This window comes from Streptomyces sp. NPDC002795, from assembly GCF_042888725.1.
GTDB lineage: Bacteria > Actinomycetota > Actinomycetes > Streptomycetales > Streptomycetaceae > Streptomyces.
The window spans coordinates 159,204-182,640 of record NZ_JBIAQB010000013.1 but is presented as its reverse complement, the minus strand read 5'-3'; the positions used below and the strand labels follow the sequence as shown (position 1 = coordinate 182,640).

24 protein-coding genes are annotated in these 23,437 nt (G+C 71.3%); 12 read left to right on the top strand and 12 right to left on the bottom strand.

What is annotated here, in order from left to right; translation table 11 throughout:
- Positions 1-21: 21 nt before the first annotated feature.
- From rsmD to kdgD, 4 genes are all read right to left on the bottom strand, one after another.
- Positions 22-621 carry a 16S rRNA (guanine(966)-N(2))-methyltransferase RsmD gene (rsmD, locus tag ACFYWS_RS33490; RefSeq protein WP_389282689.1) on the bottom strand — a complete coding sequence of 200 codons (600 nt, stop codon included), beginning with the start codon at positions 619-621 and terminating at the stop codon, positions 22-24.
- 152 nt (positions 622-773) lie between these two features.
- On the bottom strand, positions 774-2,978 hold the full coding sequence (recG, locus tag ACFYWS_RS33485; RefSeq protein ID WP_389282687.1) for an ATP-dependent DNA helicase RecG: 2,205 nt from the start codon (positions 2,976-2,978) through the stop codon (positions 774-776).
- Positions 2,979-3,026: 48 nt separating this feature from the next.
- Positions 3,027-4,007 carry a 2-hydroxyacid dehydrogenase gene (locus ACFYWS_RS33480; protein ID WP_389282685.1) on the bottom strand — a complete coding sequence of 327 codons (981 nt, stop codon included), beginning with the start codon at positions 4,005-4,007 and terminating at the stop codon, positions 3,027-3,029.
- A 42-nt stretch (positions 4,008-4,049) separates the two neighbouring features.
- Positions 4,050-4,964, bottom strand: coding sequence for a 5-dehydro-4-deoxyglucarate dehydratase (gene kdgD / locus ACFYWS_RS33475; RefSeq protein ID WP_389282683.1), 915 nt, complete (start codon positions 4,962-4,964; stop codon positions 4,050-4,052).
- Positions 4,965-5,211: 247 nt separating this feature from the next.
- Between kdgD and ACFYWS_RS33470 the strand changes: the two genes are divergently transcribed.
- The 6 genes from ACFYWS_RS33470 (at position 5,212) to ACFYWS_RS33445 (ending at position 11,506) form a co-directional block, all read left to right on the top strand.
- Complete coding sequence (locus tag ACFYWS_RS33470; RefSeq protein WP_389282682.1) at positions 5,212-6,753, top strand: ABC transporter substrate-binding protein; 1,542 nt, start codon at positions 5,212-5,214, stop codon at positions 6,751-6,753.
- Between the two features lie 90 nt (positions 6,754-6,843).
- Positions 6,844-7,773: an ABC transporter permease gene (locus ACFYWS_RS33465; protein ID WP_389282680.1), complete on the top strand. Its 930-nt coding sequence runs from the start codon at positions 6,844-6,846 to the stop codon at positions 7,771-7,773.
- Positions 7,774-7,783: 10 nt separating this feature from the next.
- Complete coding sequence (locus tag ACFYWS_RS33460) at positions 7,784-8,794, top strand: ABC transporter permease (protein WP_389282679.1); 1,011 nt, start codon at positions 7,784-7,786, stop codon at positions 8,792-8,794.
- Positions 8,791-9,780 carry an ABC transporter ATP-binding protein gene (locus ACFYWS_RS33455; RefSeq protein WP_389282677.1) on the top strand — a complete coding sequence of 330 codons (990 nt, stop codon included), beginning with the start codon at positions 8,791-8,793 and terminating at the stop codon, positions 9,778-9,780. The genes ACFYWS_RS33460 and ACFYWS_RS33455 overlap by 4 nt, the downstream gene beginning before the upstream one ends.
- Positions 9,777-10,793, top strand: a complete 1,017-nt coding sequence (locus tag ACFYWS_RS33450; RefSeq protein WP_389282676.1) for an ABC transporter ATP-binding protein — start codon at positions 9,777-9,779, stop codon at positions 10,791-10,793. The genes ACFYWS_RS33455 and ACFYWS_RS33450 overlap by 4 nt, the downstream gene beginning before the upstream one ends.
- The gene (locus tag ACFYWS_RS33445; protein WP_389282675.1) at positions 10,790-11,506 is read left to right on the top strand and encodes a sulfite exporter TauE/SafE family protein; all 717 of its coding nucleotides are present in this window, start codon (positions 10,790-10,792) and stop codon (positions 11,504-11,506) included. The genes ACFYWS_RS33450 and ACFYWS_RS33445 overlap by 4 nt, the downstream gene beginning before the upstream one ends.
- Positions 11,507-11,559: 53 nt before the next feature.
- Here the strand turns inward: ACFYWS_RS33445 and ACFYWS_RS33440 are convergent, their stop codons facing one another.
- Both ACFYWS_RS33440 and ACFYWS_RS33435 read right to left on the bottom strand, forming a co-directional pair.
- Entirely contained in the window at positions 11,560-12,561 is a 1,002-nt protein-coding gene (locus ACFYWS_RS33440) for a 2-hydroxyacid dehydrogenase (RefSeq protein ID WP_389282673.1), read from the bottom strand.
- Positions 12,555-13,835: a glucarate dehydratase family protein gene (locus ACFYWS_RS33435; RefSeq protein WP_389282672.1), complete on the bottom strand. Its 1,281-nt coding sequence runs from the start codon at positions 13,833-13,835 to the stop codon at positions 12,555-12,557. Before ACFYWS_RS33435 ends, ACFYWS_RS33440 begins: the two co-directional genes overlap by 7 nt.
- Positions 13,836-13,965: 130 nt before the next feature.
- Between ACFYWS_RS33435 and ACFYWS_RS33430 the strand changes: the two genes are divergently transcribed.
- A complete protein-coding gene (locus ACFYWS_RS33430; protein WP_389282670.1) occupies positions 13,966-14,760 on the top strand; it encodes an IclR family transcriptional regulator in 795 nt (264 codons plus the stop codon).
- A 20-nt stretch (positions 14,761-14,780) separates the two neighbouring features.
- On the opposite strand, the gene ACFYWS_RS33425 is transcribed toward ACFYWS_RS33430, so the two are convergent.
- Positions 14,781-16,493 carry a DAK2 domain-containing protein gene (locus tag ACFYWS_RS33425; protein WP_389282668.1) on the bottom strand — a complete coding sequence of 571 codons (1,713 nt, stop codon included), beginning with the start codon at positions 16,491-16,493 and terminating at the stop codon, positions 14,781-14,783.
- Positions 16,494-16,748: 255 nt separating this feature from the next.
- On the opposite strand from ACFYWS_RS33425, the gene rpmB reads away from it, so the two are divergent.
- Complete coding sequence (gene rpmB / locus ACFYWS_RS33420) at positions 16,749-16,934, top strand: 50S ribosomal protein L28 (protein ID WP_266714523.1); 186 nt, start codon at positions 16,749-16,751, stop codon at positions 16,932-16,934.
- A gap of 142 nt (positions 16,935-17,076) precedes the next feature.
- Here rpmB and ACFYWS_RS33415 read toward each other — a convergent pair whose 3' ends face one another.
- A complete protein-coding gene (locus ACFYWS_RS33415; protein WP_389282667.1) occupies positions 17,077-18,045 on the bottom strand; it encodes a thiamine-phosphate kinase in 969 nt (322 codons plus the stop codon).
- 241 nt (positions 18,046-18,286) lie between these two features.
- On the opposite strand from ACFYWS_RS33415, the gene ACFYWS_RS33410 reads away from it, so the two are divergent.
- Both ACFYWS_RS33410 and ACFYWS_RS33405 read left to right on the top strand, forming a co-directional pair.
- Positions 18,287-18,520, top strand: coding sequence for an Lrp/AsnC family transcriptional regulator (locus tag ACFYWS_RS33410; protein WP_037933238.1), 234 nt, complete (start codon positions 18,287-18,289; stop codon positions 18,518-18,520).
- A 20-nt stretch (positions 18,521-18,540) separates the two neighbouring features.
- Entirely contained in the window at positions 18,541-19,053 is a 513-nt protein-coding gene (locus tag ACFYWS_RS33405) for a DUF3515 domain-containing protein (RefSeq protein WP_389282665.1), read from the top strand.
- A gap of 24 nt (positions 19,054-19,077) precedes the next feature.
- On the opposite strand, the gene ACFYWS_RS33400 is transcribed toward ACFYWS_RS33405, so the two are convergent.
- The 3 genes from ACFYWS_RS33400 to ACFYWS_RS33390 form a co-directional block, all read right to left on the bottom strand.
- A complete protein-coding gene (locus ACFYWS_RS33400; RefSeq protein ID WP_389282663.1) occupies positions 19,078-20,241 on the bottom strand; it encodes a D-alanine--D-alanine ligase family protein in 1,164 nt (387 codons plus the stop codon).
- Positions 20,242-20,333: 92 nt separating this feature from the next.
- Positions 20,334-21,344, bottom strand: a complete 1,011-nt coding sequence (locus tag ACFYWS_RS33395; RefSeq protein WP_389282662.1) for an NAD(P)H-dependent glycerol-3-phosphate dehydrogenase — start codon at positions 21,342-21,344, stop codon at positions 20,334-20,336.
- On the bottom strand, positions 21,341-22,144 hold the full coding sequence (locus ACFYWS_RS33390) for a lysophospholipid acyltransferase family protein (RefSeq protein ID WP_389282661.1): 804 nt from the start codon (positions 22,142-22,144) through the stop codon (positions 21,341-21,343). Before ACFYWS_RS33390 ends, ACFYWS_RS33395 begins: the two co-directional genes overlap by 4 nt.
- A 121-nt stretch (positions 22,145-22,265) precedes the next feature.
- On the opposite strand from ACFYWS_RS33390, the gene cofC reads away from it, so the two are divergent.
- Positions 22,266-22,901: a 2-phospho-L-lactate guanylyltransferase gene (cofC, locus tag ACFYWS_RS33385; RefSeq protein WP_389282659.1), complete on the top strand. Its 636-nt coding sequence runs from the start codon at positions 22,266-22,268 to the stop codon at positions 22,899-22,901.
- Between the two features lie 37 nt (positions 22,902-22,938).
- Positions 22,939-23,151 (top strand): hypothetical protein, encoded by a 213-nt coding sequence (locus tag ACFYWS_RS33380; protein ID WP_389282657.1) that lies wholly within the window; start codon positions 22,939-22,941, stop codon positions 23,149-23,151.
- A gap of 78 nt (positions 23,152-23,229) precedes the next feature.
- Here ACFYWS_RS33380 and ACFYWS_RS33375 read toward each other — a convergent pair.
- On the bottom strand, positions 23,230-23,437 hold a 208-nt coding region (locus tag ACFYWS_RS33375; RefSeq protein WP_389282655.1), incomplete at its 5' end, for a hypothetical protein.

Genomic DNA, 23,437 nt, shown 5'->3' with positions numbered 1-23,437 from the left:
GTCCCTCGCTCTCCGGTCCGGTCATCGTGCGTCGTCGCACGTGAGGGTGGTGTTCAAGGCGGCGCGACCGTACCAAAACGTGCCCTCGCCGTAGCGACGGGACCTCAGGCCCTCGAAGCCGTCCGGCCACCGGAATTCGCCGCCTCTGGTGCTGCGTTCCACGGTGACGAGCGCTTCGTCCGTGAGCCAGCCCCGCGTCCGGAGTGTGAGCAGAATCTCGCGAAGATCGTCGTCGGAGACGGCGTACGGAGGGTCGAGAAAGACCAGGTCGTAGGGGGCAGTTGGGGGCGGGCCCGCGACGATTTGCTCCGCTTTTCCGGTACGTGCCTCTGCGCCCGGCAGGCCGATCGCGCGGATGTTCTCGCGGATGGTGCGGGCGGCGCGGGCGTCCGCCTCGACGAGCAGCGCGTGTGCGGCGCCGCGGGAGAGCGCCTCCAGGGCGACGGCGCCGGAGCCCGCGTACAGGTCGGCGACGCGGGTGCCGTCGAGGCTGCCGCCGAGCAGTGCCTGCCAGGTGGAGAAGAGGGCCTCGCGCGCCCGGTCGGAGGTGGGCCGGGTGCCGTTGCCCGGCGGCACCGCGAGGCGGCGTCCGCCGGCGGTACCGGCGATCACGCGGGTCATCGGGCTACGTCCTTGTCTTCCGTACGACTTCTGCGGTCACGTCACTGCAGGTCCAGTCTGTCAGGACCCCGACACACCTCGCCTGGCGGGCAGCACGCCACGGGGCTCCGCCCCGGACCCCGCGCCTCAAACGCCGGCTGGGCTTGATGGGGTCAGCCCTTGTCCAGGTACTGCTCTCGTTCCTCGTCGAGGAGGGCGTCCAGCGCTACTCGCAGGGCCGGCAATGCCTCCAGTTCCGGGTCTGCAGAAACCACCTTCGTCGCCTCCTCCCGCGCCTCCGCGATGATCTCCTCGTCCTCGATCACGGCGAGCATCCGGAGGGACGAGCGGACGCCGGACTGGGCCTGGCCGAGGACGTCGCCCTCGCGGCGCTGTTCGAGGTCGATGCGGGAGAGCTCGAACCCGTCGAGCGTGGCGGCGACGGCGCCGAGGCGGGCGCGCGCGGGGGCGGCCTCCGGCATCTCGGTGACCAGGAGGCACAGGCCCGGAGCCGAGCCTCGGCCGACGCGGCCGCGCAGCTGGTGGAGCTGCGAGACGCCGAACCGGTCGGCGTCCATGATCACCATCGCTGTCGCGTTCGGCACGTTCACCCCGACCTCGATGACCGTCGTCGCCACCAGGACGTCGGTCTCGCCCGCGGCGAAGCGGCGCATCACCGCGTCCTTGTCGTCGGGCTGCATACGGCCGTGCAGGACCTCGACCTTGAGGCCCTGGAGCGGGCCGTGCGCCAGGTCCTCCGCGACGTCGAGCACGGCGAGCGGGGGCCGCTTCTCCGCCTCGTCCTCCGCGGACTGCTTCTTGCCCTTCTTGGGCTTCTCGTCCTCGTCGTCACCGATGCGGGGGCAGACGACGTACGCCTGATGGCCGTTGCTCACCTCTTCCCGTACGCGCTCCCAGGCGCGGGCCAGGAAGTGCGGCTTGTCGGCGGCCGGTACGACGTGGCTGGCGATCGGCGAGCGGCCGGCCGGCAGCTGGTCGAGCACGGACGTCTCCAGGTCACCGAAGACCGTCATGGCGACCGTGCGCGGAATCGGCGTCGCCGTCATGACCAGGAGGTGCGGCGGCTGCTTGCCCTTCGAGCGCAGGGCGTCGCGCTGCTCCACACCGAAGCGGTGCTGCTCGTCCACGACGACCAGGCCCAGGTCGTGGAACTGCACCTTGTCCTCGATCAGCGCGTGCGTGCCGATGACGATGCCCGCTTCGGCGGTGGCGAGGTCGAGGAGGGCCTGGCGGCGCCCCGCGGTGTTCATGGAACCGGTGAGCAGGGTGACCTTGGTGGCGTGCTCGGCCCCGCCCAGCATCCCGCCCTGCGCCAGCTCGCCCATCATCTCGGTGATGGAGCGGTGGTGCTGCTGGGCGAGGACTTCGGTGGGCGCGAGCATCGCGGCCTGACCGCCCGCGTCGACGACGGCGAGCATGGCGCGCAGCGCCACCATCGTCTTGCCGCTGCCCACCTCTCCCTGGAGCAGCCGGTGCATCGGGTGCTCGGTGGCCAGGTCGTCGAAGATCTCCTTGGAGACCTTCTGCTGGCCGTCGGTGAGGGTGAAGGGGAGCTTCGCGTCGAAGGCGGTCAGCAGCCCGTTCTGCTGCGGCACGCGGGCGACGGCGGTCAGCTGGGTCTCCGCGAAGCGGCGCCGGGCGAGGGCCACTTGGAGGACGAACGCCTCGTCCCACTTGAGGCGGGCTCGGGCGCCGGCGACGTCGTCCTTGGTGTGCGGCCGGTGGATCTTGAGCAGGGCCTCGGGCAGCGGGACCAGGCCGCGGCCCTCGCGCAGCGAGTCGGGCAGCGGGTCCTCGGCCTCACGCGCGCTGGGCAGCACCAGGTCGACGGCCTTGGCGATCTTCCAGGACTCCAGCTTGGCCGTGGCCGGGTAGATCGGCAGCAGGGCCCCGGCCCACGAGCCGACGGCTTCGGCGGCCTCGTCGGAGGACTCGGCGTTGAGCAACTGGTAGGCGGGGTGCGCCAGTTGCATCTTCCGGTTGAAGACCGAGGCCTTGCCGGCGAACATCGCGCGCGTACCGGGCAGCAGGTCCTTGTGCGGCTTGTGGATACCGCGGCCGAAGAAGACGAGCTGGAGCTCGCCGCTGCCGTCGGTGATGGTGACTTCGAGGCGCTGGCCCCTGCCTCCGTTGAACTTCAGGATGCGGGCGGTCGCGACCTGCGCGACGACCGTCACGTGCTCGTCGAGCGGCAGCTCCGCGAGGCGGGTGAGCTCGCCCCGCTCCGCGTATCTGCGCGGGTAGTGATGGAGCAGGTCACCGACCGTGTGCAGGCCTAGATGCTCGGCCATCACCTTCGCGGTGGCGGGGCCGAGCACCTTCTTCAGTGGTTCTTCGAGCGCGGGCACGAGATCCATTGCACACCACGCCACTGACAATGGCCGAACCAAGCCCCGAAACGGGCCTCAGCCCATCTCGGGCACCGGCGTCACCAGCTTCCCGTGCGCCAGGTACGCGGCCAGGTTGTCCAGGGTCAGCCGCTCCATCTCGTCACGGGTCTGGACGGTGCCACTGGCCAGGTGGGGCGTGAGCACCACGTTGTCCAGGGCGAGCAGCGGCTCCGGTACGTGCGGTTCGGCGGCGAAGACGTCCAGGCCCGCGCCCGCGAGGCCCCCGGTGGTCAGAAGGTCGACGAGCGCCTCTTCGTCGACCACGCTGCCGCGCGCGATGTTGACGAGGTAGCCCTCGGGGCCGAGCGCCTCAAGGACCTCCCGGGAGACGAGCCCGCTGGTGGCGGCGCCACCGGAGGTGGCGATCACCAATACGTCCACAGAAGCGGCGAGTTCTGTGGGAGTCGCCGCGTACGCGTACGTGACGCCGGGGACCTCGCGGCGGCTGTGATAGCTGATCGGGCAGCCCAGGGCGGCGAACCGGGTGGCGATGGCACGGCCGATCCGGCCGAGGCCGAGCACCCCGATCCGCGCCCCGCTGACCCTCCGCGCCAGCGGGACCGGCCCCTCGCCCGGCCAGCGCCCCGCGCGTACGTAGCGGTCGGCGGCGGAGATCCCGCGCAGCACGTCGAGCGTCAGCCCGAGCGCGGTGTCGGCGACGCAGTCGGTGAGCACGTCGGGGGTGTTGCTGACCACGATGCCGCGTTCCAGGGCGAGGTCGACGTCGGTGGTGTCGTAGCCGACCCCGAAGTTGACGACGGCGCCGAGGCGCGGCAGGGCGGTCATGAGCTCGGCGGCGACCCCGGCGCGGCCCGAGGTGACGACGACGCCGATCTCACCCCCGTACTCGGTGAGGAAACTGTCGCGTTCCGGTCCTTCCTTCGGAAGGACGAGAGCGTCGTATGTGGTGCTGAGCGTCTGGGCGAGCGAGGGCTTGAGCGAGCCGACGGCGAGGACGCGGCCGACGGTGGTGGTGGCGGTGGTGGACGTGGTCATGCAAGGGCTCCTTCCCGGACCGGATCGCGGTCCAGGGCCGGTTCAGATCACTTTCTTGACGAGCGCGGCGAGTTCGGTGTGCTCGGCCTCGGTGAGGTCGGTCAGCGGCGGGCGCACCGGGCCCGCGCCGTGGCCGGAGACCGTGAGGCCGGCCTTCACGATCGACACCGCGTAGCCGGGCTGCCGGTCGCGCAGGGCAATGTACGGCAGGACGAACTCGCGCAGCCGGTCGTAGACCTGCGCCTTGTCGTGGGCGCGCACGGCCGCGTAGAAGTCGCAGGCCCATTGCGGGGCGAAGTTGAAGATGGCCGACGAGTAGGTGGTGGCGCCGAGTTCGAGGTAGGGCAGGGCGTAGGTCTCGGCCGTCGGGAGGCCGCCGATGAGGACGAGGCGCCCGTCGTGTTCGGCGTGCAGCCGGGCCATGAGGTCGATGTCGCAGACGCCGTCCTTGAACCCGATGAAGTTCGGGAAGCGTGCGACGAGGCGGTCGACGGTCGCTGCCTTGAAGCGGGCGTTGGCCCGGTGGTAGACGATCACGCCGAGCGAGGTGGCCGCGCAGACCCGGGCCACGTGTTCGTAGAGCCCGTCCTGCCCGACCTCGGTGAGGTAGGGCGGCAGCAGCAGGAGGCCGTCGGCCCCGCCCTCCTCCGCCCGCCGGGCCATCTCCACCGCGGTCGCCGTGCCGTATCCGGCCGCTCCGATGACCGGAAGACCGTCCGGCACCTCGGCGACGGTCGCCCGCAGCACGGCGTCGACGTCGGTGTGGCTGAGCGAGAAGAACTCGCCGGTGCCACCCGGGGCGAAGAGGCCCGCCACGTCGTACCCGGCCAGGCGCTGCAGGTGCGCGCGGTAGGCCGGCTCGTCGAAGGCGTGGTCGGGGGTGGTGTGGGTGACGGGGAAGGAGAGCAGGCCGGAGCCCAGGGCGCGGCGCAGATCATCGGGCGAGAAACGGGCCATGGGGCATCTCCAAGGTCGTTGGCGGACGAGGCCGGCTGGCCGCAAGCTAGCAGACCTCGATCATGGATAGGAATGGCGTCTACATATAAGAACGTCATTTCCCGTCGCTCGCGGCCCTCGCGCCCAACTCCCGCGCCTGCGCAATCTCTTGACGCGTCTCAGAACCCACACTTACCGTGCGTCCACAAATTGAAACGGCGTCTACATCCGTGGACATGCTGGTGCCTGTCGCGGTGGAGGAAGCCCCATGCCCCCTGTTCCCATCCCCGGTCGGGCTCTCGTTCTGACGCTCGTCTGCACGCTCGCCGCAAGTGGCTGCACCGTGGCCAACAGCGCGTCGGCGACGGCGGGCAAGGACACGCTGCGCGTGGTCCTGCCGGAGGAGCCGCCCACGCTGGAGCCCTGCGAGTCCTCGCTGACCTCCACCGGCGTGGTGGTGCGCTCCAACATCACCGAGCCACTGACCGAACGCGACCCGCGCTCCGGGAAGTTGGTACCGAAGCTCGCGACCTCCTGGAAGCGCACCTCCGACACCCAGTGGACGTACACCGTCCGCGAGGGCGTCCGGTTCAGCGACGGTTCGCGGTTCGACGCGAAGGACGCCGCGTACTCCATCGACCGCGCGGTCAACTCGAAGCTCGGCTGCAACGTCGAGGGCTACGTCTTCGGGGACATGGACGTGAAGCTGTCGACGCCCGACGCCCGCACCCTGAAGGTGACGACCCCGGAGGCGGACCCGATCCTGCCGCTGCGGCTCTCCTTCATCGAGATGGTGCCGACGTCGACCGACGCCAAGAAGAAGGTGCGCGAGCCCATCGGCACGGGCCCGTACCGGATAGCCGACTGGGAGCCGGGCCTGCGCCTCTCCCTCGCCGCCAACAAGCGGTACTGGGGCGAGACCCCGGACTACCGCAAGGCCCTCTACCAGTGGCGCCCCGAAGGCAGTGTCCGCGCCGCCATGGTCACCAACGGCGAGGCGGACGTGGCCACTTCGCTCGGCCCGCAGGACGGGGCGGGCGACACCGCGGTCACGTACCCGAACAACGAGACCACCGCGCTGCGCATGCAGCTCGGCGAGGCGCCGCTGAACGACGAGCGGGTGCGCAAGGCGATCAACTACGCGATCGACCGCAAGGGCATCGTCGACTCCCTCTACCAGGGCGACGCCAAGGCCGCGTCCCAGCTCGTACCCCCCGGGATCACCGGGTACGACAAGGGGCTGAAGCCCTGGCCGACCGACCTCGCCAAGGCGCGGAAGCTGCTCGCGGCGGCGAAGGCCGACGGCGTCGACACCGGCAGGCAGATCCGGCTGATCAGCCGCACCGCCCTGTTCCCGAAGGTCGACGAGACCGTGCAGGTCATACAGAACGAGCTGGCGGAGCTCGGCCTCAACGTCAAGATCCAGATGAAGGACACGGCGGGCAGCACCGAGTTCCAGGAGCGCCCCTTCCCCAAGGACACGGGCCCGTACCTGCTGCTCATCCAGCACGGGAACCAGGCCGGTGACGCGGCCTTCTCCATGGACCAGTACCTGCTGAGCAAGGGCTTCCAGAGCTCCGGCGGGACGGCGGCCCTCGACCGGAAGATCCGCGCCGCGGAGGCCCTCACCGGGGAGGCGCGGCAGCGGGCGCTGGCCGGGGTCTTCGCCGCGGAGCCGGACGAGATGACGCAGTACGCCTATGTGGCGCACATGTACGGGATCGCTGCGCTCGCCGAAGGGGTTCGTTACCGGCCCAACTCCGCGACGGGCGACGAGATGCGGCTCGCCGAGTTCAGCCACGTCGACTGATCCCACGTCACGGGGCTCCGCCCCGGACCCCGCTGCTCAATCGCCGCAGGGGCTGAAAGTGCCCACCCGTCCTCCGACCTAGGGACAGCGATGTTCCCCTTCCTACGCCGCCGCACGCTGACCAGCATCCTGCCGCTGCTCGCGGTGCTGCTCGGGGTCTTCGTCCTCGCGCGGCTCACCGGCGATCCGTCGTCCTTGTACCTGCCCGAATCCGCCACCCCGGCCCAGCGCGCCGCCTTCGCCGCCCGCAACGGCTTCGACGACTCGATCTGGCAGCAGATCGCCGACTACTTCGGCGGTGTCTTCCAGCTCGACTTCGGTGAGTCGCTGCGCACCGGCGAATCCGCGGCGACGATGGCGCTGCGGGCCTTCCCCGCCACGCTGCAACTCGCCTTCGCGACCATGCTGATCGCCGTCATCGGCGCGGTGGTCATCGGCAGCTGGGCGGCGTTCCGGCCCAACTCCCTTGCGGACCGCGTGTCTTCGTTCCTGTCCATGACCGCCGCGAGCGTCCCCGACTTCTGGTTCGCGATCACCGGCGTATGGATCTTCGCCGTGACATTCGGCGTGCTGCCCACTTCCGGCGTCACCGACGGCGTGCTCTCGTGGGTGCTGCCAGTGGCGACGCTGGTGATCCGGCCGCTCGGCGTGCTCACCCAGGTGGTGCGCGGCGCGATGGTCTCCGCGCTCTCCGCCCCGTACGTGCGTCTGGCGCGCAGCAAGGGCGCCGGCAGCGTCCGCGTGGTCAGCCATCACGCGCTGCGCAACGCCGCCGCGCCCGCGCTCACCGTGGCGGGCGACCTCGCCGTCTCGCTGGTCAACGGGGCCGTGGTGGTGGAGACGATCTTCGGTTGGCCGGGCATCGGGAAGCTGATGATCGATTCCATCCTGGGCCGCGACTTCGCGGTGCTCCAGGCCGCGGTGCTGATCACCGCGATCACCATCTTCGCGCTCAACATCGTCATCGACGTCTGCTACGCGCTGCTCGACGCGCGCGTGCGCGAGACGGCGACGGCCTGAGGAGGACGCCGTGAGTACTTCGATCGACAAGCCGGTGGGTTCCGCGTCCGGCACACCTCCTAAGGAGGTCGAGGAAGCGGCACCGCGCAGCAGCCAAGTCCCCCTGTGGCGCATGCTGGTGCGCGACCAGGTCGCCACCGTGGCGGCCGTGCTGCTCGTCCTGATCACGCTCACCGCGGTCCTCGGCCCGCCACTGCTCGGCGACTCCGCTACCGAGCAGGACCTGAAGAACGCCAACCAGGCGCCGTTCTCCCTCGACCACGGCTGGCTGGGCGTCCTCGGCACCGATCCGCTCGGCCAGAGCGTGCTGGCGCGGCTGATCGTCGCCGCCCGCACCACGTTCAGCGTCGCCGTGCCCGCGGTGCTGTTCGCGCTGGCCGTCGGCTCGGTGATCGGCATGTGGGCCGGGTACCACCGCGGCCGCCGGGAGACCGTCGCGATGCGCGTGGCCGACGTCATCATGAGCTTCCCTTCGCTGCTCATGGCGGTCGTCGTGCTGTACGTCTTCTCGCCGAGCGTCGCCAACCTCGTCCTGGTGCTGACCGTCACCCGGCTCCCGGTCTATCTGCGCACCGCCCGGTCGGAGTCGTCCGAGCTGCAGAGCCGCCTGTTCGTCGACGCGGCGCGGACCTTCGGCACGTCCAGCGGGGCGATCATCCGCCGGCATGTGTTCCCGATCGTGCTGCCGACGCTGCTGACCCTCGCGACGCTCGAATTCTGTTACGTGATGCTCGCGGAGTCCTCGCTGAGCTTCCTCGGCATCGGCATCCAACCACCCGATGTGAGCTGGGGGTTGATGGTCTCGCAGGGACGGACGTATCTGCAGAGCGCGTGGTGGCTGACCTTCTTCCCCGGGCTCGCCATCGTCGTCACGACGGTCTCCGCGACGGTGCTCGCCTCCTGGGCACGGCTCGCCACCGACCCCGCGCAGCGCTGGCGCCTCACGCTGCCCCGCAAGGCGCGCCGCCGCGCGGCCCGCGCCGCCCGCACCGCTCCGGCTCCCCAGGAGGCCCAGTCGTGACCGCCACCGCCACGGACACCGCCCTTGAGGTGACCGGCCTCAGCGTCGACATCCGCACCCCGCACGGCACCGTACGCGCCGTGGACCAGGTCAGTTTCCAGGCGCGGCGCGGCCGGACACTCGCGCTGCTCGGCGAGTCCGGCTGCGGCAAGTCGATGACCGCGCAGGCCATCGTGTCGCTGCTCGACCCGGCCGCCGAGGTGAGCGGGGGCCGGGTACTGCTCGATGGCACCGACCTGGTCGCCGCCGACGAGCGGACCCGGCGCGCGCTCGCGGGACCTGAACTCGCCATCGTCTTCCAGGACGCGCTCACCGCCCTGAACCCGGTCTACACGGTGGGCACCCAGCTCGCCGAGCCGTTCCGGATCCACCGCGGCATGTCCCGCAGACAGGCCCGCAAGGAAGCGATCGCGCTGATGGCCCGGGTCGGCATCCCGGAGCCGGAGAGCCGGGTGGACGCCTATCCGCACCAGTTCTCCGGCGGTATGCGCCAGCGCCTCCTGATCGCCATCGCGGTGGCGCTCTCGCCGTCCGTACTCCTCGCCGACGAGCCGACGACCGCGCTCGACGTGACCGTGCAGGCGCAGATCATGCAGCTGCTGCGGGACCTGCGCGCGGAGCGGGACATGAGCGTCGTACTGATCACCCACGACCTGGCCCTCGTCTCCGAGCAGGCCGACGAGGTCGTGGTGATGTACGCGGGCACGGTCGTCGAGTCGGGCCCCGTGCGCGAGGTGTTCGGCGCACCCCGCCACCCGTATACGAAGGGCCTGTTGGACTCGGTGCCGGTGCACGCCGCCCGCGGCGAGGAGCTGAGGTCCATCGGCGGCGCCCCGCCGGACCTGCACTCGATCCCGCCCGGCTGCGTCTACCAGGACCGCTGCCCGCTGGTGCGCGACCTGTGCCGCACGCGGCGCCCCGAACCCGCGGAGGTCGCGCCGGGCCGCACGGCCGCCTGCCACTTCTCCGACGAGGTGACCCGATGACCGACAAGCCGCTTCTCCAAGTACGCGAACTCACCAAGACGTTCCAGGCCCAGGGCGCCGGCAAGGGCCGCCGGCTGCGCGCCCTGAACGGCATCTCCTTCGATCTGAAGCGCGGCGAGACCCTCGGCCTCGTCGGGGAGTCGGGCTGCGGCAAGTCCACGCTGGCCCGCACGCTGCTCATGCTGGAGCGGCCCGACGACGGCAGCGTCCGCTTCGACGGCGTGGACCCGTTCGCGCTCAAGGGGGCGGAGCTGCTGGCGTGGCGGCGCCGGGTGCAGATGGTGTTCCAGGACCCGTTCGCCTCGCTCAACGCCCGGATGACGGCCGGCGAGATCATCGGCGAACCGTGGCGCACCCACAAGTCGCTGTACCCCACGGCGGGCGAGCGCTCGGCCCGTATACGGGAGTTGCTGGACCTCGTGGGGCTGCGCAAGGGCGACGAGCGGCGCTACCCGCAGGAGTTCTCCGGCGGCCAGCGTCAGCGCATCGGGATCGCCCGCGCCCTCGCCCTCTCCCCCGACGTGATCATCTGCGACGAGCCGGTCTCCGCGCTGGACCTGTCCGTACAGGCCCAGGTGCTCAACCTCCTCAACGACCTCCAGCGACAGCTCGGCGTCAGCTATCTCTTCATCTCGCACGACCTGTCGGTGGTCCGGCACGTCGCGGACCGCGTGCTGGTGATGTACCTCGGCGGCATCGTGGAACAGGGCGACACGGAGTCCGTCTTCGAGCGCGCCCTGCACCCGTACAGTTCGGCGCTGATGTCGGCCGCGCCGTCACTGGACGCGGACGCGCGCCGCGAACACATCGTCCTCCAGGGCGAGTTGCCGTCGCCGCTCTCGCCGCCCTCCGGGTGCCGCTTCCGTACGCGCTGCTGGAAGGCGACCGACGCGTGCGCCTCGGCCGCGCCCGACCCGGCCGTCGACCCGCAGGACCCGGGGCACACGGCGGCCTGCTTCCACCCGCTGGAGGACGCCTCAGGGCTGGTGGCCGCGGGCGGGGAAGGGCTGTGACGCTCACCGGCTATCTGGTCGTCGCGGTCGTGGTGGTGTTCGCCGCCTGTCTGCAGGCGTCCATCGGCTTCGGCATGGGGATGCTCGCCGCGCCGGTGGTCGCCGTCGTGGACCCCACCCTCGTACCGGGAACGCTGATCATCCAGGCGGGCGTGCTCACCCTCCTCGTCACGGTGGCGGAGCGGCAGCACATCGATCTGCGGGGCACCGGCTGGGCACTGGCCGGCCGGGTGCCCGGCACCGTCGCGGGAGCGCTGCTCGTGACCGCGCTGCCGCCACAGGGCCTCGCCCTGATGCTGTCCGGTGTGGTGCTCCTGGGCGTCGTACTGACCTGCTTCGGCTGGGCCCCCAGGCCGCACCGCCCTGTCCTGGTCCTCGCCGGGTCCGCGTCGGGACTCCTCGGCACCGCGACCTCCATCGGCGGCCCGCCGATGGCCCTGGTCTGGCAGGGTAAGGACGCCCCGGTGCTGCGCGGCACCATGAGCGGGTTCTTCCTCATCGGCTCGGTGCTCTCCGTCGCGACGCTCGCGGCCACGGGCGCCATCGGTACGCACACCCTCCTGGCGTCCGCCCTGCTGGCACCGGCCGCGATCCTCGGCTACGTACTGTCGCGCTACGTGAACCGCTTCCTGGACGCGCGACGGCTGCGCTGGGCGGCGATCGGGGTGTCGGCGCTGGGGGCGGTGCTGCTGATCGGCGAGCAGTTGGTGTGACTCTTGGGTGTGACCTTGGGGGGACCTTGGGGGGGCACCTTTGGGTGTGACCGTCACCCACGCACGAGGTTGCGCAGCGGCCGCCCCTCCGCGAGCGCGTCGACGTTCGCCCTGATGTCCTCGGCCCGGCCGCGGAAGGTCTCCTCGGTGTGGCCCGACTGGTGCGGCGTGAGCACGACGTTATGGAACCCGGTGAAGTCCAGGTGCGATGGCGGCGGCGCCGCGGGCTCGCGCGGGTTGCGCCACCAGACGTCGAGGCCCGCCCCCGCGATGGCGCCTTCGCTCAGCGCGGCGTGCAGCGCCTTCTCGTCGACGACCGCGCCCCGGGCCACGTTGACGAGCACGGCGGACCGCTTCATCGCGGCGAGCGCGGCGGCGTCCACGAGCCCTCGCGTCTCCTCGCGCAGCGGCACCGTCACCACCACCACGTCGCAGCCGCCGAGCATCTCGTGCAGCCGGTCCTGCCCGCCCACCCACTCCAGGTCCACCCCGGCAGGCGGCGGCGCGCCCGGGTCGCGGCGCACGGTGCGTACCCGCATGCCCAACGCGCCTGCCACGCGCGCCACTTCGCTCCCGATCTTGCCCATGCCGAGGACGCCGAGCGTGCGCCCGGCGAGGACTTCACCAAAGGCGTAGGACCGGTCGACGACGGCGTTGCGCCAGACTCCGGCCCGCATGTCCCGCTCGCCGCGCGCCACGTCGCGCAGCAGCATCATCGACACCATCACCACGTGCTCGGCGATGGACCGGCCGTGATGGAACGTGTTCGCCACCCGCACTCCGGGCCCCAGCGCGTCCAGCGGGATCTTGTCGTAGCCGGCCCCGGTGACGTGCAGCAGCCGCAGCCGCTCCATCCCGGCCAGCAGCTCGCGGTCGGCCGCGGAGCACACGAGGACGTCGGCGGTGGCCGCGGCGGCGGCTCGGGCCGCGGGATCGTCGCCGTACGCGAAGGTCCAGCGGTGCGCGCCGCCCTCGGTGAGTACGTCCCTGAACCGCCCCATGACCGGCTCGGTGACCAGGACGTCCAGCGGCCGCCCGGCTCCCCCGCTCACCACCGCGGCACCGTCGGGTCGAACTCCGGCTGGAAGCGGCGCATGTAGGCGGTGTCGTCGCGCTCGCGGATGCCGCTGGCGAGGTACTGCTCGTGCAGCCGGGCGAGCGCGTCACGGTCCAGCTCGACGCCGAGACCGGGTGCAGTGGGCACGGCGACGGCGCCGTCCTCGAACGTGAGCGCGCCCGGCACGACGACGTCCTCGGTGGGGTCCTTCCACGGCCAGTGCGTATCGCAGGCGTAGTCGAGGTTCGGGGTGGCGGATGCGAGGTGGGTCATGGCCGCGAGGCTGATGCCCAGATGCGAGTTGGAGTGCATGGAGAGCCCCATGCCGAACGTCTCGCAGATCGCGCCGAGCCGCTGGGAGCGGCGGAGCCCGCCCCAGAAGTGGTGGTCGGAGAGCACCACTTGGACGGCGTCCTGGCGCACGGCGGGCGGCAGGTGCTTGAAGGCGACCACGCACATGTTGGTGGCCAGCGGCATCGACACCTCGCGCGCGACGCGGGCCATGTCCTCGATGCCGGGCGTCGGGTCCTCCAGGTACTCGACGACACCGTCGAGCTCCTGCCCCACCTTGATCGAACTGGCCACGCTCCAGGCCCCGTTGGGGTCGAGCCGCAGCGGCAGCTCGGGGAAGGCGGCGCGCAGCGCCCGGACCGCGTCGATCTCCTCCTCTGGCGGGAGGACGCCGCCCTTCAGCTTGATCGCACCGAAGCCGTACGTGTCGATGATGCGGTGGGCCTGCCGGACCAGCCCCTCCGGGTCAAGGGCGGCGCCCCACTCGTCATCCTCCTGGCCGGGGTGGCCGGCCCATTTGTAGAAGAGGTACGCGCTGTAGGCGACGCGGTCACGCACGGCGCCGCCCAGCAGGTCGCTCACCGGGCGGCCGACGACCTTGCCCTGAAGGTCGAGCGCGGCGACCTCGAACGGCGAGACGACGCGGTCGGCGAGCGAGCTGTCGGTCACCATCCCGCTCATCCCGTGCCCGCCCACGCCGCTGTCGGCGGCCAGCGACTCGTTGACCGCGCGCCAGACGCCGTTGAGGTCGAAGACGTCGGTGCCGACCAAGTGCTGCCCGGCCCGCTCCAGGCGGCGCAGATGCGGCAGGTCCCCGTAGGACTCTCCGAGCCCGCACAGACCGCTGTCGGTCACGACTTCGACGACCGAGCGCAGCGCGAAGGGCTCGTGCACGCCTACGGAGTTGAGCAGCGGAAGGTCGCGGAAGGCCACCGGCGTCACGCGTACCTCGGAGATCCGGTGCTTCTCAGTGTCAGACATGACGGGATCCTGGCACGCGTCCACGTACGTAGACAAGACTTGCGTATGTGATTCCGGAGGTCCGGGCCCACCGGCATCCGCCACCCCGTCGCCTACGATGACCCGGACGTTCAGCCGGACGTTCGGGGGGATGGAAGTGGCAGCGGAAAACGCCCAGTTGGGCCGGGGCCTGGTCAAGTCCGCCGAGCGCACCGCGCGGATCATGGAAACGCTCGCCGAGTCCGCGGACGGCCTCAGCCTGAGCGGACTGCAACAGCGGACCGGCTACCCCCGCTCCAGCCTGTACGCCCTGCTGCGCACGCTCACGACCCTGAAGTGGATCGAGACCTCCGACGGCGAGCAGACATACGGCATCGGGCCGCGCGCCCTGCTCGCGGGCACCGCCTACCTCGACCGCGACCCGGCACTGCCTTTCGCCGTCCAGCAGCTCGAGAGCCTGCGGGCCGAGACCGGCTACACCGTGCACTACGCGCGCCTGGACGCCCCCAACGTCATCTACCTGGCCAGCCGTGAGGTCACGGAGCCCAAGCGTCTCGTGTCCCGCGTGGGCCGCCAACTGCCCGCACACGCCACCTCGTTGGGCAAGGCGCTGCTCGCCGAGCGCACCCCCGCCGAGGTCGACGCGATCCTGCCGGACGACACGCTGCGGCAGCTGACCGAGCACACGGTGACCACGCGCGCGGCGCTCCACGCAGAGCTGGAGGCCGGCCGGGTGCGCGGCTGGTCGATCGAGCGGGAGCAGAACACCGCGGGGCTGTGCTGCGTGGCGGCCTGCGTCGGCTACCGCATCCCGGCGACCGACGCGATCAGCTGCTCGATGCCACTGCCCCGCGCCTCCGCCGGAGAACTCACCCGCGTCACGGAAACACTGCGCCGCCACGCGGACGAACTCGCGGCGACCCTGCGCCGCAGGGGCATCCGCTAGGGCCTGCCGTCACACTCCGCCTACTCGACGCCGATCAGCATCAGCGCCGACTGCCGGCCGCCGCGGTACACCACCGTGTCCACTGCCAGGTAGGACTCGCGTACGTGCTGTTCGAGTCCGGCCGCGACCTCGTCGGAGACCTCCTCGCCGAGGACGAGCGTGACGAGCTCGCCGCCCGCCGCCAGCATCCGGTCGAGGATCGTGCGGGCCGTCGCCGGGACCTCGCCGCCGATGACCGCCACGTCGCCGTCGATGAGGCCGAGGACGTCGCCCGCCTGGCAGATGCCCGCCATGGTCCACGACTGCCGCTCGGCGACGGCCAGTTCGCCGTACCGGGTCGCGCCCGCGGCCGAGGTCATCGCCACGACGTCCTCGTCGAAGCGCCGGTCGGGCTCGTGGACGGCGAGCGCGGCGATGCCCTGGACCGCCGAGCGGGTCGGGATGAGCGCGATCCGCAGCCCCTCGGAGCGGGCCTGCTCGGCCGCCGCCGCGGCGGTGTGCCGCAGCTCGGCGTCGTTCGGCAACAGCACCACCTCGCGCGCGTGGGCCCGCCGTATCGCGTCGACGAGCTCCCCGCTCGCGGGCGGTTCGCCGGGCCGGTCGGGCACCGTCGTCGCGCCCGCCTCCCGGTAGAGCCCGGCGAGCCCGTCGCCCGGCACGACCGCCACGACGGCCCGCTGCGCGCGCTCACGGGGCGGCGCCGAGGCGTGCGTCGCGTGCACGTCGCCGAGCCCGAAGTGGGTGATGCGGATGCGGTACGGGCGCCCGGCCTCGACGCCCGCCTCCACGGCCGCGCCCGCGTCGTCGACATGTACGTGGACGTTCCACAGGCCGTCCCCGCCGACGACGACCAGCGAGTCCCCGAGGGCGTCGAGCCGGGCCCGCAGCCGGGCCACCGGCCCGTCGTCCGCCTCCAGCAGATAGATGACCTCGAAGGCGGGGCCCGCGGCACCCTCGTCCTCAGGGCATTCGAGCAGTACGCCATCGGGGACGGCGTCCACGCGCGCGTGGACGCCCGGTCCACCCCGGCGCACCGGCGCCGCCTCCCCCGAGACCGCCTCGCTCAGCGCCCCCAGGACGGCCACGAGCCCCCGCCCACCCGCGTCCACGACCCCGGCGCTGCCCAGGACGGCGAGCTGCCCCGGCGTCGCGTCCAGCGCCACACACGCGCCTTCGTAGGCGGCGCGGAGGACGTCCCGGCAACCCCCTTCGGCCCCGGAGGCGGCCTCCGCGGCCGCCGTCGCCACGGTCAGGACGGTGCCCTCCACGGGATGGGCGACCGCCTCGCGCGCGGACTCGGCGGCCCGGCCCAGCGCGAGCCGCAGGGCGTCGCCGTCGGCTCCCGCGGCGTGATCTCCCTCACTGACTCCGCCCGCGGCCAGGACCTGCGCCATGCCCCGGAGCAGTTGCGCGAGGATCGTCCCGGAGTTGCCCCGGGCGCCGATGAGGGCGCCGTGCGCCATGGCGCGCATCACTTCGGGGAGCGCGGGAGCGGCCGGCTCGGGCCCCGCCTCAAGACCGGCGAAGACCGCCTCGACCGCCTGATGCGCGGACTCGACGGTCAGATAGAGATTGGTGCCGGTGTCCCCGTCGGCCACCGGATACACGTTGATCGCGTCTATCTCCGCACGGTCGCGGCCGAGCGCCTCCAGGGCGAGTGAGCACCAGGCGCGCACCGCGATCACGTCGAGCACCTGCGGCACCTGCGCCTCCTCGAGCAGCTGGACTGGCACCGCAGAGTAGACCGCGGAAGACGAGCGTCCGGAAAGAGGGCCCGGCCCGCAAGCCGGTCCCGACCTGGTCCGGAGCCCGGGCGGGCCGCCCGACCAGCCATGGTAGTTTCGTTGTACCGACGCAGCCGTTGTATGCTGCTCGGGTTGCCCGATATTCATCGGGCCATCCCCTGGCACCGCCACTCAGATCCTCCGATCCTGATCCCGGCATGCCGGGATCAACCGTAAGAGCATCTGAAGTCTTTGGAGTGACCCGTGGCTGCCAACTGCGACGTCTGTGGCAAGGGGCCGGGCTTCGGCAACAGCATCTCCCACTCGCACCGCCGTACGCCTCGTCGCTGGAACCCGAACATCCAGCGTGTGCGTGCCGTGATCAGTGGGACGCCGAAGCGCCTCAACGCCTGCACCTCGTGCATCAAGGCCGGCAAGGTCTCGCGCTGACGTTACGCCTAGCGCGGCCACCTAGCTGGTTGCTTGAAAAGAGCCGGTCCCCTCGGGGACCGGCTCTTTTCTGTACTCCAGGACCCTGCCTCCAGGACCCTGCCTCCAGGACCCTGCCTCTAGGGCCCTGCTGGGCAGGCGCTCACGACTCGATCTCCCCGCCGAAGTGGTCCCAGCCGCTCTGGTTCGTCCAGGGCGCCCCGTCCACGGTCACCTGGGGCAGCGCCGAGGGGCCCAGCACCTCGCCGATCACCTTCCACCGGGCGGGCAGCTTCACGGACGGCGGGAACGTGGCCACGATCGCGTGGTCCTCTCCCCCGCTCAGCACCCACTGCAGCGGGTCGACGCCGACGGCCTGGCCGATGTCGCTCATCTGCGAGGGCACATCCACCTGCCCCGACTTGATGTCGATACGGGCCTTGCTCGACTCTGCGATGTGCCCCAGGTCGGCGATGAGCCCGTCGCTCACGTCGCACATGGAGGTGGCGCCGAGCCCGGCCGCCGCGGGGCCCGCTTCGTACGGCGGTTCGGGGCGGCGGTGCGCCTCGACGAAGGCACGGGGCGAGCGGAAGCCGCGCGAGAGCACCGCGTATCCGGCGGCGGACCAGCCCAGCCAGCCGGTCACGGCCACGACGTCGCCGGGCTGCGCGCCGGCGCGGGTCACCGGCTCGTGGCCCTGCATGTCGCCGAGCGCGGTGATCGCCACGGTGATCGTGTCGCCGCGCACGACATCACCGCCGACGACGGCGGCACCGGCCACCTGGCACTCGTCCCGCAGCCCGTCCATCAGCTCCGAGGGCCAGGACGCGGGCAGTTCGGCGGGCACCACGAGGCCCAGGAGCAGCGCGGTGGGCACGGCGCCCATGGCCGCGATGTCGGCGAGGTTCTGCGCGGCGGCCTTGCGACCGACGTCGTACGCGGTGGACCAGTCGCGCCTGAAGTGCCGGTTCTCCAGCAGGACGTCCGTGCTCGCGACGACCCTGCGGTCCGGTGCCGCGATCACGGCGGCGTCGTCGCCGGGACCGATGCGTACGGCCGGGGTGGTGGTGAGCCGAGAGGTCAGCTCTCGGATGAGGCCGAACTCCCCCAACTCGCCGACGGTGCCCTTCATGCGCGTGCTGCCCTTTCTGCCCCGGTTCGCTGCCGCCCGCCAGGGCCATCTGCCCCGGCCCGCTTGCGGTCGCGGGCCGTCTCTGTCATGGGTACGGTTTGTGTCACGGGCCTGCCTTCCACGTCCGTCGGGCGCCACAGCCGTCACCGGGTCTCCCCGCGACGAGCGGTGACGCGATAACGTGGCGTCCCTTCTCCCACATGATCCCCGTGATGATCCTCGTGGCTGCCCTGGAGGTTCCGTGGTACAGGCGTACATCCTGATCCAGACCGAAGTAGGCAAGGCGTCGACCGTCGCCGAGCTGATCGGGAAGATTCCAGGAGTGATCCAGGCCGAGGACGTCACCGGCCCCTACGACGTGATCGTGCGCGCGCAGGCCGACACCGTCGACGATCTGGGCCGCATGGTGGTCGCCAAGGTCCAGCAGGTGGACGGCATCACGCGCACTCTGACCTGCCCGGTCGTCCACCTGTAGCCCCCGTCTACGCTGTGCCGGTGAAGTCATATCGTCACCGGATCCGGCACGGCCGGCTGAGCCGCCTGTCCATCGCGGTGCCCTCGCTCTCCTTGCTGATCGCCACCGCGGGCTGCGCTTCGACGGACGAGGCGCCTAAGGCGGCGGTTCCCACTCCGGACGCGAAGGCCGCCAAGCTGTGCCGGAACCTGGACAAGGTCCTGCCGGAGAAGGTCGACGGACTCGATCGCAACGATCCCGAACCGGGCTCGGAGCTCACCGCGGCGTGGGGAAGCCCCGCGATCATACTGCGCTGCGGCGTGCCGTGGCCCGACGCGGCGTTGAAGACGAGCAGCAACACGGCGACGATCGACGGCGTCGGCTGGGTCGCGGACGAACTCGACGACGGCGCGCAGCGCATGACGACGGGCGGACGCCTCGCCTACGTAGAAGTGACGATCCCCAAGGACGAGGTGGCCAAGAACGGGGCGGGCTCCCTGGTCGACCTGGCAGGACCCATCAAGAAGGCGATCCCCAAGGGGATCGCCGACTAGAAGGCCCGACACGGAAGCCGCGGTCTACCGCAGTCCCGTCGAGCGCCGCAGCGCCGCCTGGATGAGCCGGTCCACGAGCTCCGGGTAGCCGACCCCGGTCTCCTGCCACATCCGCGGGTACATGGAGATCGGCGTGAAGCCCGGCAGCGTGTTGATCTCGTTGATGACGAACTCCCCGTCCTCGTCGAGGAAGAAGTCCGCCCGCACGAGCCCCTCGCAGGACATGGCCTCGAAGGCGTCGACGGCAAGCCGGCGGACCTCGGCGGTCTGCTCCTCGCTCAGCGGCGCGGGCACGATGCCGGCCGCGGAGTCGATGTACTTCGCCTCGAAGTCGTAGAACGCGTGGGAGTCGGCCGGCGGGATCTCGGCCGGGACGGAGGCGCGCGGCCCGTCCTCGAACTCCAGGACCCCGCACTCGATCTCGCGCCCGACGATGCCGGCCTCGATGATCACCTTCGGGTCGTGCTCACGGGCGGTGTCGATCGCCTCGTCGAGCCCGTCGAAGGAGTCGATCTTCGTGATGCCGATCGACGACCCCGCGCGCGCGGGCTTGATGAACAGCGGCCAGCCGTGGTCCCCGACGAAGTCGGCGATGCGGCGGCGGGCGCCTTCCTGGTCGAGCTCCCACTCCCGCGGCCGCACGACTACGTAGGGCCCCACCTTCAGTCCGAAGGACGTGAAGATGCGCTTCATGTACTCCTTGTCCTGGCCGACGGCCGAGGAGAGCACACCGCAGCCGACGTACGGGGTTCCGGAGAGGTCCAGGAGGCCCTGGATCGTGCCGTCCTCGCCGTACGGGCCGTGCAGCACGGGGAAGACCACGTCGACCTCGCCGAGGGCCTTGGGGACGGATCCCGGCTCGTTGTAGACGACTTCGCGGGAGCCCGGGTCGACGGGGAGGACCACGCCGCCCTCGGGCGACTCGGCGAGATCGGCGACGTCCGGCACCTGGCGGTCGGTGATGGCCATCCGCTCGGGATCGTCCGTCGTCAGCGCCCAACGGCCCTCGCGCGTGATGCCGATCGGCAGCACGTCGTACTTGGAGCGGTCGATGGCGCGCAGCACGGCGCCCGCCGTGACCACGGAGACGCCGTGCTCGGAGCTGCGGCCACCGAAGACGACGGCCACACGCGGCTTGGGCCCACCCGCGGTGGACGCAGGGCTCTGGGGGAGGTTCTCGCTGCTCATATCGCGTTGAGCGTACCTGCTGGTAGTACGAGAGTCAGCGCCCACAGAGCGCCGGTCGCACAGTTGTCGTAGACCCGTCGCCGACTCGTCGCTCAGCGTCGTTCCGGCTTGGCGGAGCGCGACATGAGCTCCTTCACCGCGACGACCGGGGACTTGCCCTCGTGGACGATCGCGACGACGGTCTCCGTGATCGGCATGTCGATGTCGTGGCGGCGCGCCAGATCGAGCACCGACTCACAGGACTTGACGCCCTCGGCGGTCTGCTTGGTGACCGCGATGGTCTCCTGGAGGGTCATGCCCTTGCCGAGGTTCGTGCCGAACGTGTGGTTGCGCGACAGCGGCGACGAGCAGGTGGCCACCAGGTCGCCGAGGCCCGCGAGTCCGGAGAACGTCAGCGGGTCGGCGCCCATGGCGAGCCCGAGCCGGGTCGTCTCCGCGAGCCCGCGCGTGATGAGCGAGCCCTTCGTGTTGTCTCCGAGCCCCATGCCGTCCGCGATGCCGACGGCGAGCCCGATGACGTTCTTGACCGCGCCGCCGAGCTCGCAGCCGATCACGTCGGTGTTCGTGTACGGCCTGAAGTACGGGGTGTGGCTGGCGACTTGGAGGCGCTGGGCCACGGCCTCGTCGCGGCAGGCGACGACCGCGGCGGCGGGCTGCCGGGCGGCGATCTCGCGCGCGAGGTTGGGTCCTGTGACGATCGCGATGCGGTCCTCGCCGACCTTCGTGACGTCCTCGATGACCTCGCTCATGCGCATCGCGGAGCCGAGCTCGACGCCCTTCATGAGGGACACGAGGACGGTGTCGGGAGCGAGCAGCGGCGCCCACTCCCCCAGGTTCTGGCGCAGCGTCTGCGAGGGCACGGCGAGCACCGTGAAATCGGCGTCCGCGGCGGCCTGTGCCGGGTCGGTGGTGGCCCGGATGTTCTCCGGGAGTTCCACGCCGGGCAGGTAATCCGGGTTCGTACGCGTGGAGTTGACGGCCTCGGCGAGTTCGGCGCGGCGGGCCCAGAGGGTGACGTCGCAGCCCGCGTCCGCGAGCACCATCGCGAAAGCGGTGCCCCAGGAGCCGGTGCCGAAGACGGCGGCCTTCACGGGTCGGGTCACTTGCTGCTCTCCTCGCTCGTGCCACTCACTGCCGAACTGCCGCTTTCCGCCGGGGACTTGCCGCCTGCCGCCTGGGCCTTGCGGCGCTGCTCGATGCGCGCCTCACGCGGGTCGTAACGCTTCTGCGGGGCCTTCTCGCCGCGCAGCACCTCCACCTCGGCGGTGATCGCGGTCATGATGACCTCGGTCACCTCCTTAAGGAGGTCGGGCGTGATCTCCCTGCCGTAGTACGCGGAGAGGTCGACCGGTGCACCCGCGAGCACGTGGTGCGTCTTGCGCGGGAAGAAGTGCGGCTTCTTGGAGTACGGCGCGAGCGCTTCGGTGGCGCCCCACTGGCCGACGGGAATGACCGGGCACTTCGTCTGCAGAGCCACGCGCGCGACGCCGGTTTTACCGGTCATCGGCCACAGTTGGGGATCGCGCGTGAGCGTTGCTTCCGGATAGAAGGACACGCACTCACCGCGCTCCACGGCGTCGATCGCGGCGCGGAAGGCGCTCAGCGCGTTCGTGGACTCGCGATAGACGGGAATCTGTCCTGTGCCGCGCATCGCGGCGCCCACGAACCCCTTCTTGAAGAGGCCGTGCTTGGCGAGGAAACGCGGGACCCGCCCCGTGTTGTACTGAAAGTGGGCGTAGAGGAACGGATCGAGATGCGAATTGTGGTTGACCGCGGTGATAAATCCTCCGTCGGCCGGAATGTTCTCCATTCCACGCCAGTCCCGCTTGAACAGAACCACCAGCGGTGGTTTGCAGAGGACCGCGGCGAAGCGGTACCAGAAGCCGATTCTGCGGCGGGACACTCGGACACCTTCCTCTAGGGGGCCTGGGGCCGCACAAGTGTCGCCCCGGCCCACCGGCCTGTCGAGAACACCGTACGCCCGCGCAGACAGCCGCACCTCATGCACAGGTCACAATGGGCGCGTGCAGTGGACCCTGGTGATACCGCTGAAACCGCTGGTGCGGGCCAAGAGCAGACTGGCCCCGACGGCGGGGGACGCCCTGCGCCCGGGCCTCGCCCTGGCGTTCGCCCAGGACACCGTGGCCGCGGCGGGGGCCTGTGCGGCGGTGCGGGATGTGGTGGTCGTCACGGACGATTCCCGTGCGGAGCGCGAACTGGCGGCCCTGGGCGCCCACGTGGTGCCGGACACCCCACAGGCGGGCCTCAACGCCGCCCTCGCGCACGGAGAGGCGTTCGTACGCTCCGGACGCCGGGCCGCCGCCGTGGCGGCCCTGAACGCCGATCTGCCGGCTCTGCGCCCCTCCGAATTGGCCCGCGTTCTCGCGACGGCCGCGGAATTTCCCCGCGCATTTCTGCCCGATGCCGCCGGAATCGGCACAACACTCTTGTCCGCGGCCCCCGGCACGGAATTGCTGCCCGCATTCGGCGGGGCATCCCGCGCCCGCCATACGGCGTCCGGCGCCGCGGAACTCCCCCTCGAAGGCGTCCACTCCGTACGCCAGGACGTCGACACCGGCGATGACCTGCGAGCGGCGCTCGCCCTCGGCGTGGGCCCGCACACCGCGAAGGCCGCGGCGGGGCTCCTGATCCCGGACTGAATCCCTTGGGGAATCCCGGACTGAGTACGCTGCCCGTATGCAGGCCACCGCGTACACCTACGACTCCGAGACCCGCGCCGGCAGCGTCCTCCTGGACGACGGCACGCCCGTCCCCTTCGACGCCGCCGCCTTCGACGCGGGCGGCCTGCGGCTGCTGCGCCCCGGGCAGCGGGTGCGTATCGAGGTGCAGGACACCGAGGGCGCGGCCGACGCGCGGCGGATCACACTGGTGACCCTGCAGACGTTCTGACACACCGCGGGCCGGTCTCCCCGGAGGGAGCCCGGCCCGACGCGTGAGCAACCTTGTGGCGTACGCCCGAGAAGCGACTTACTTCTTGCGGGCGGTGGCCTTCTTGGCGGTGGTCTTGCGCGCCGTCGACTTCTTGGCGGGCGCCTTCTTGGCCGTGGCCTTCGTGGCGGGCGCCGTCTTCTTGGCGGTCGCCTTCTTCGCCGGGGCCGCCTTCTTGGCGGTGGTCTTCTTGGCCGTGGCCTTCTTGGCGGTGGTGGCCTTCTTCGCCGGGGCCGCCTTCTTGGCG

What these genes read in the sequence shown, in the direction of transcription:
- ACFYWS_RS33470 (WP_389282682.1), top strand. Translation starts at nt 5,212, where the DNA reads ATGCCCCCTGTTCCCATCCCCGGTCGGGCTCTCGTTCTGACGCTCGTC.
- rsmD (WP_389282689.1), bottom strand. Translation starts at nt 621, where the DNA reads ATGACCCGCGTGATCGCCGGTACCGCCGGCGGACGCCGCCTCGCGGTG.
- ACFYWS_RS33430 (WP_389282670.1), top strand. Translation starts at nt 13,966, where the DNA reads ATGGAAGTGGCAGCGGAAAACGCCCAGTTGGGCCGGGGCCTGGTCAAG.
- ACFYWS_RS33415 (WP_389282667.1), bottom strand. Translation starts at nt 18,045, where the DNA reads ATGAAGGGCACCGTCGGCGAGTTGGGGGAGTTCGGCCTCATCCGAGAG.
- ACFYWS_RS33480 (WP_389282685.1), bottom strand. Translation starts at nt 4,007, where the DNA reads ATGACCACGTCCACCACCGCCACCACCACCGTCGGCCGCGTCCTCGCC.
- ACFYWS_RS33435 (WP_389282672.1), bottom strand. Translation starts at nt 13,835, where the DNA reads ATGTCTGACACTGAGAAGCACCGGATCTCCGAGGTACGCGTGACGCCG.
- ACFYWS_RS33450 (WP_389282676.1), top strand. Translation starts at nt 9,777, where the DNA reads ATGACCGACAAGCCGCTTCTCCAAGTACGCGAACTCACCAAGACGTTC.
- ACFYWS_RS33380 (WP_389282657.1), top strand. Translation starts at nt 22,939, where the DNA reads ATGCAGGCCACCGCGTACACCTACGACTCCGAGACCCGCGCCGGCAGC.
- ACFYWS_RS33465 (WP_389282680.1), top strand. Translation starts at nt 6,844, where the DNA reads ATGTTCCCCTTCCTACGCCGCCGCACGCTGACCAGCATCCTGCCGCTG.
- ACFYWS_RS33400 (WP_389282663.1), bottom strand. Translation starts at nt 20,241, where the DNA reads ATGAGCAGCGAGAACCTCCCCCAGAGCCCTGCGTCCACCGCGGGTGGG.
- kdgD (WP_389282683.1), bottom strand. Translation starts at nt 4,964, where the DNA reads ATGGCCCGTTTCTCGCCCGATGATCTGCGCCGCGCCCTGGGCTCCGGC.
- recG (WP_389282687.1), bottom strand. Translation starts at nt 2,978, where the DNA reads ATGGATCTCGTGCCCGCGCTCGAAGAACCACTGAAGAAGGTGCTCGGC.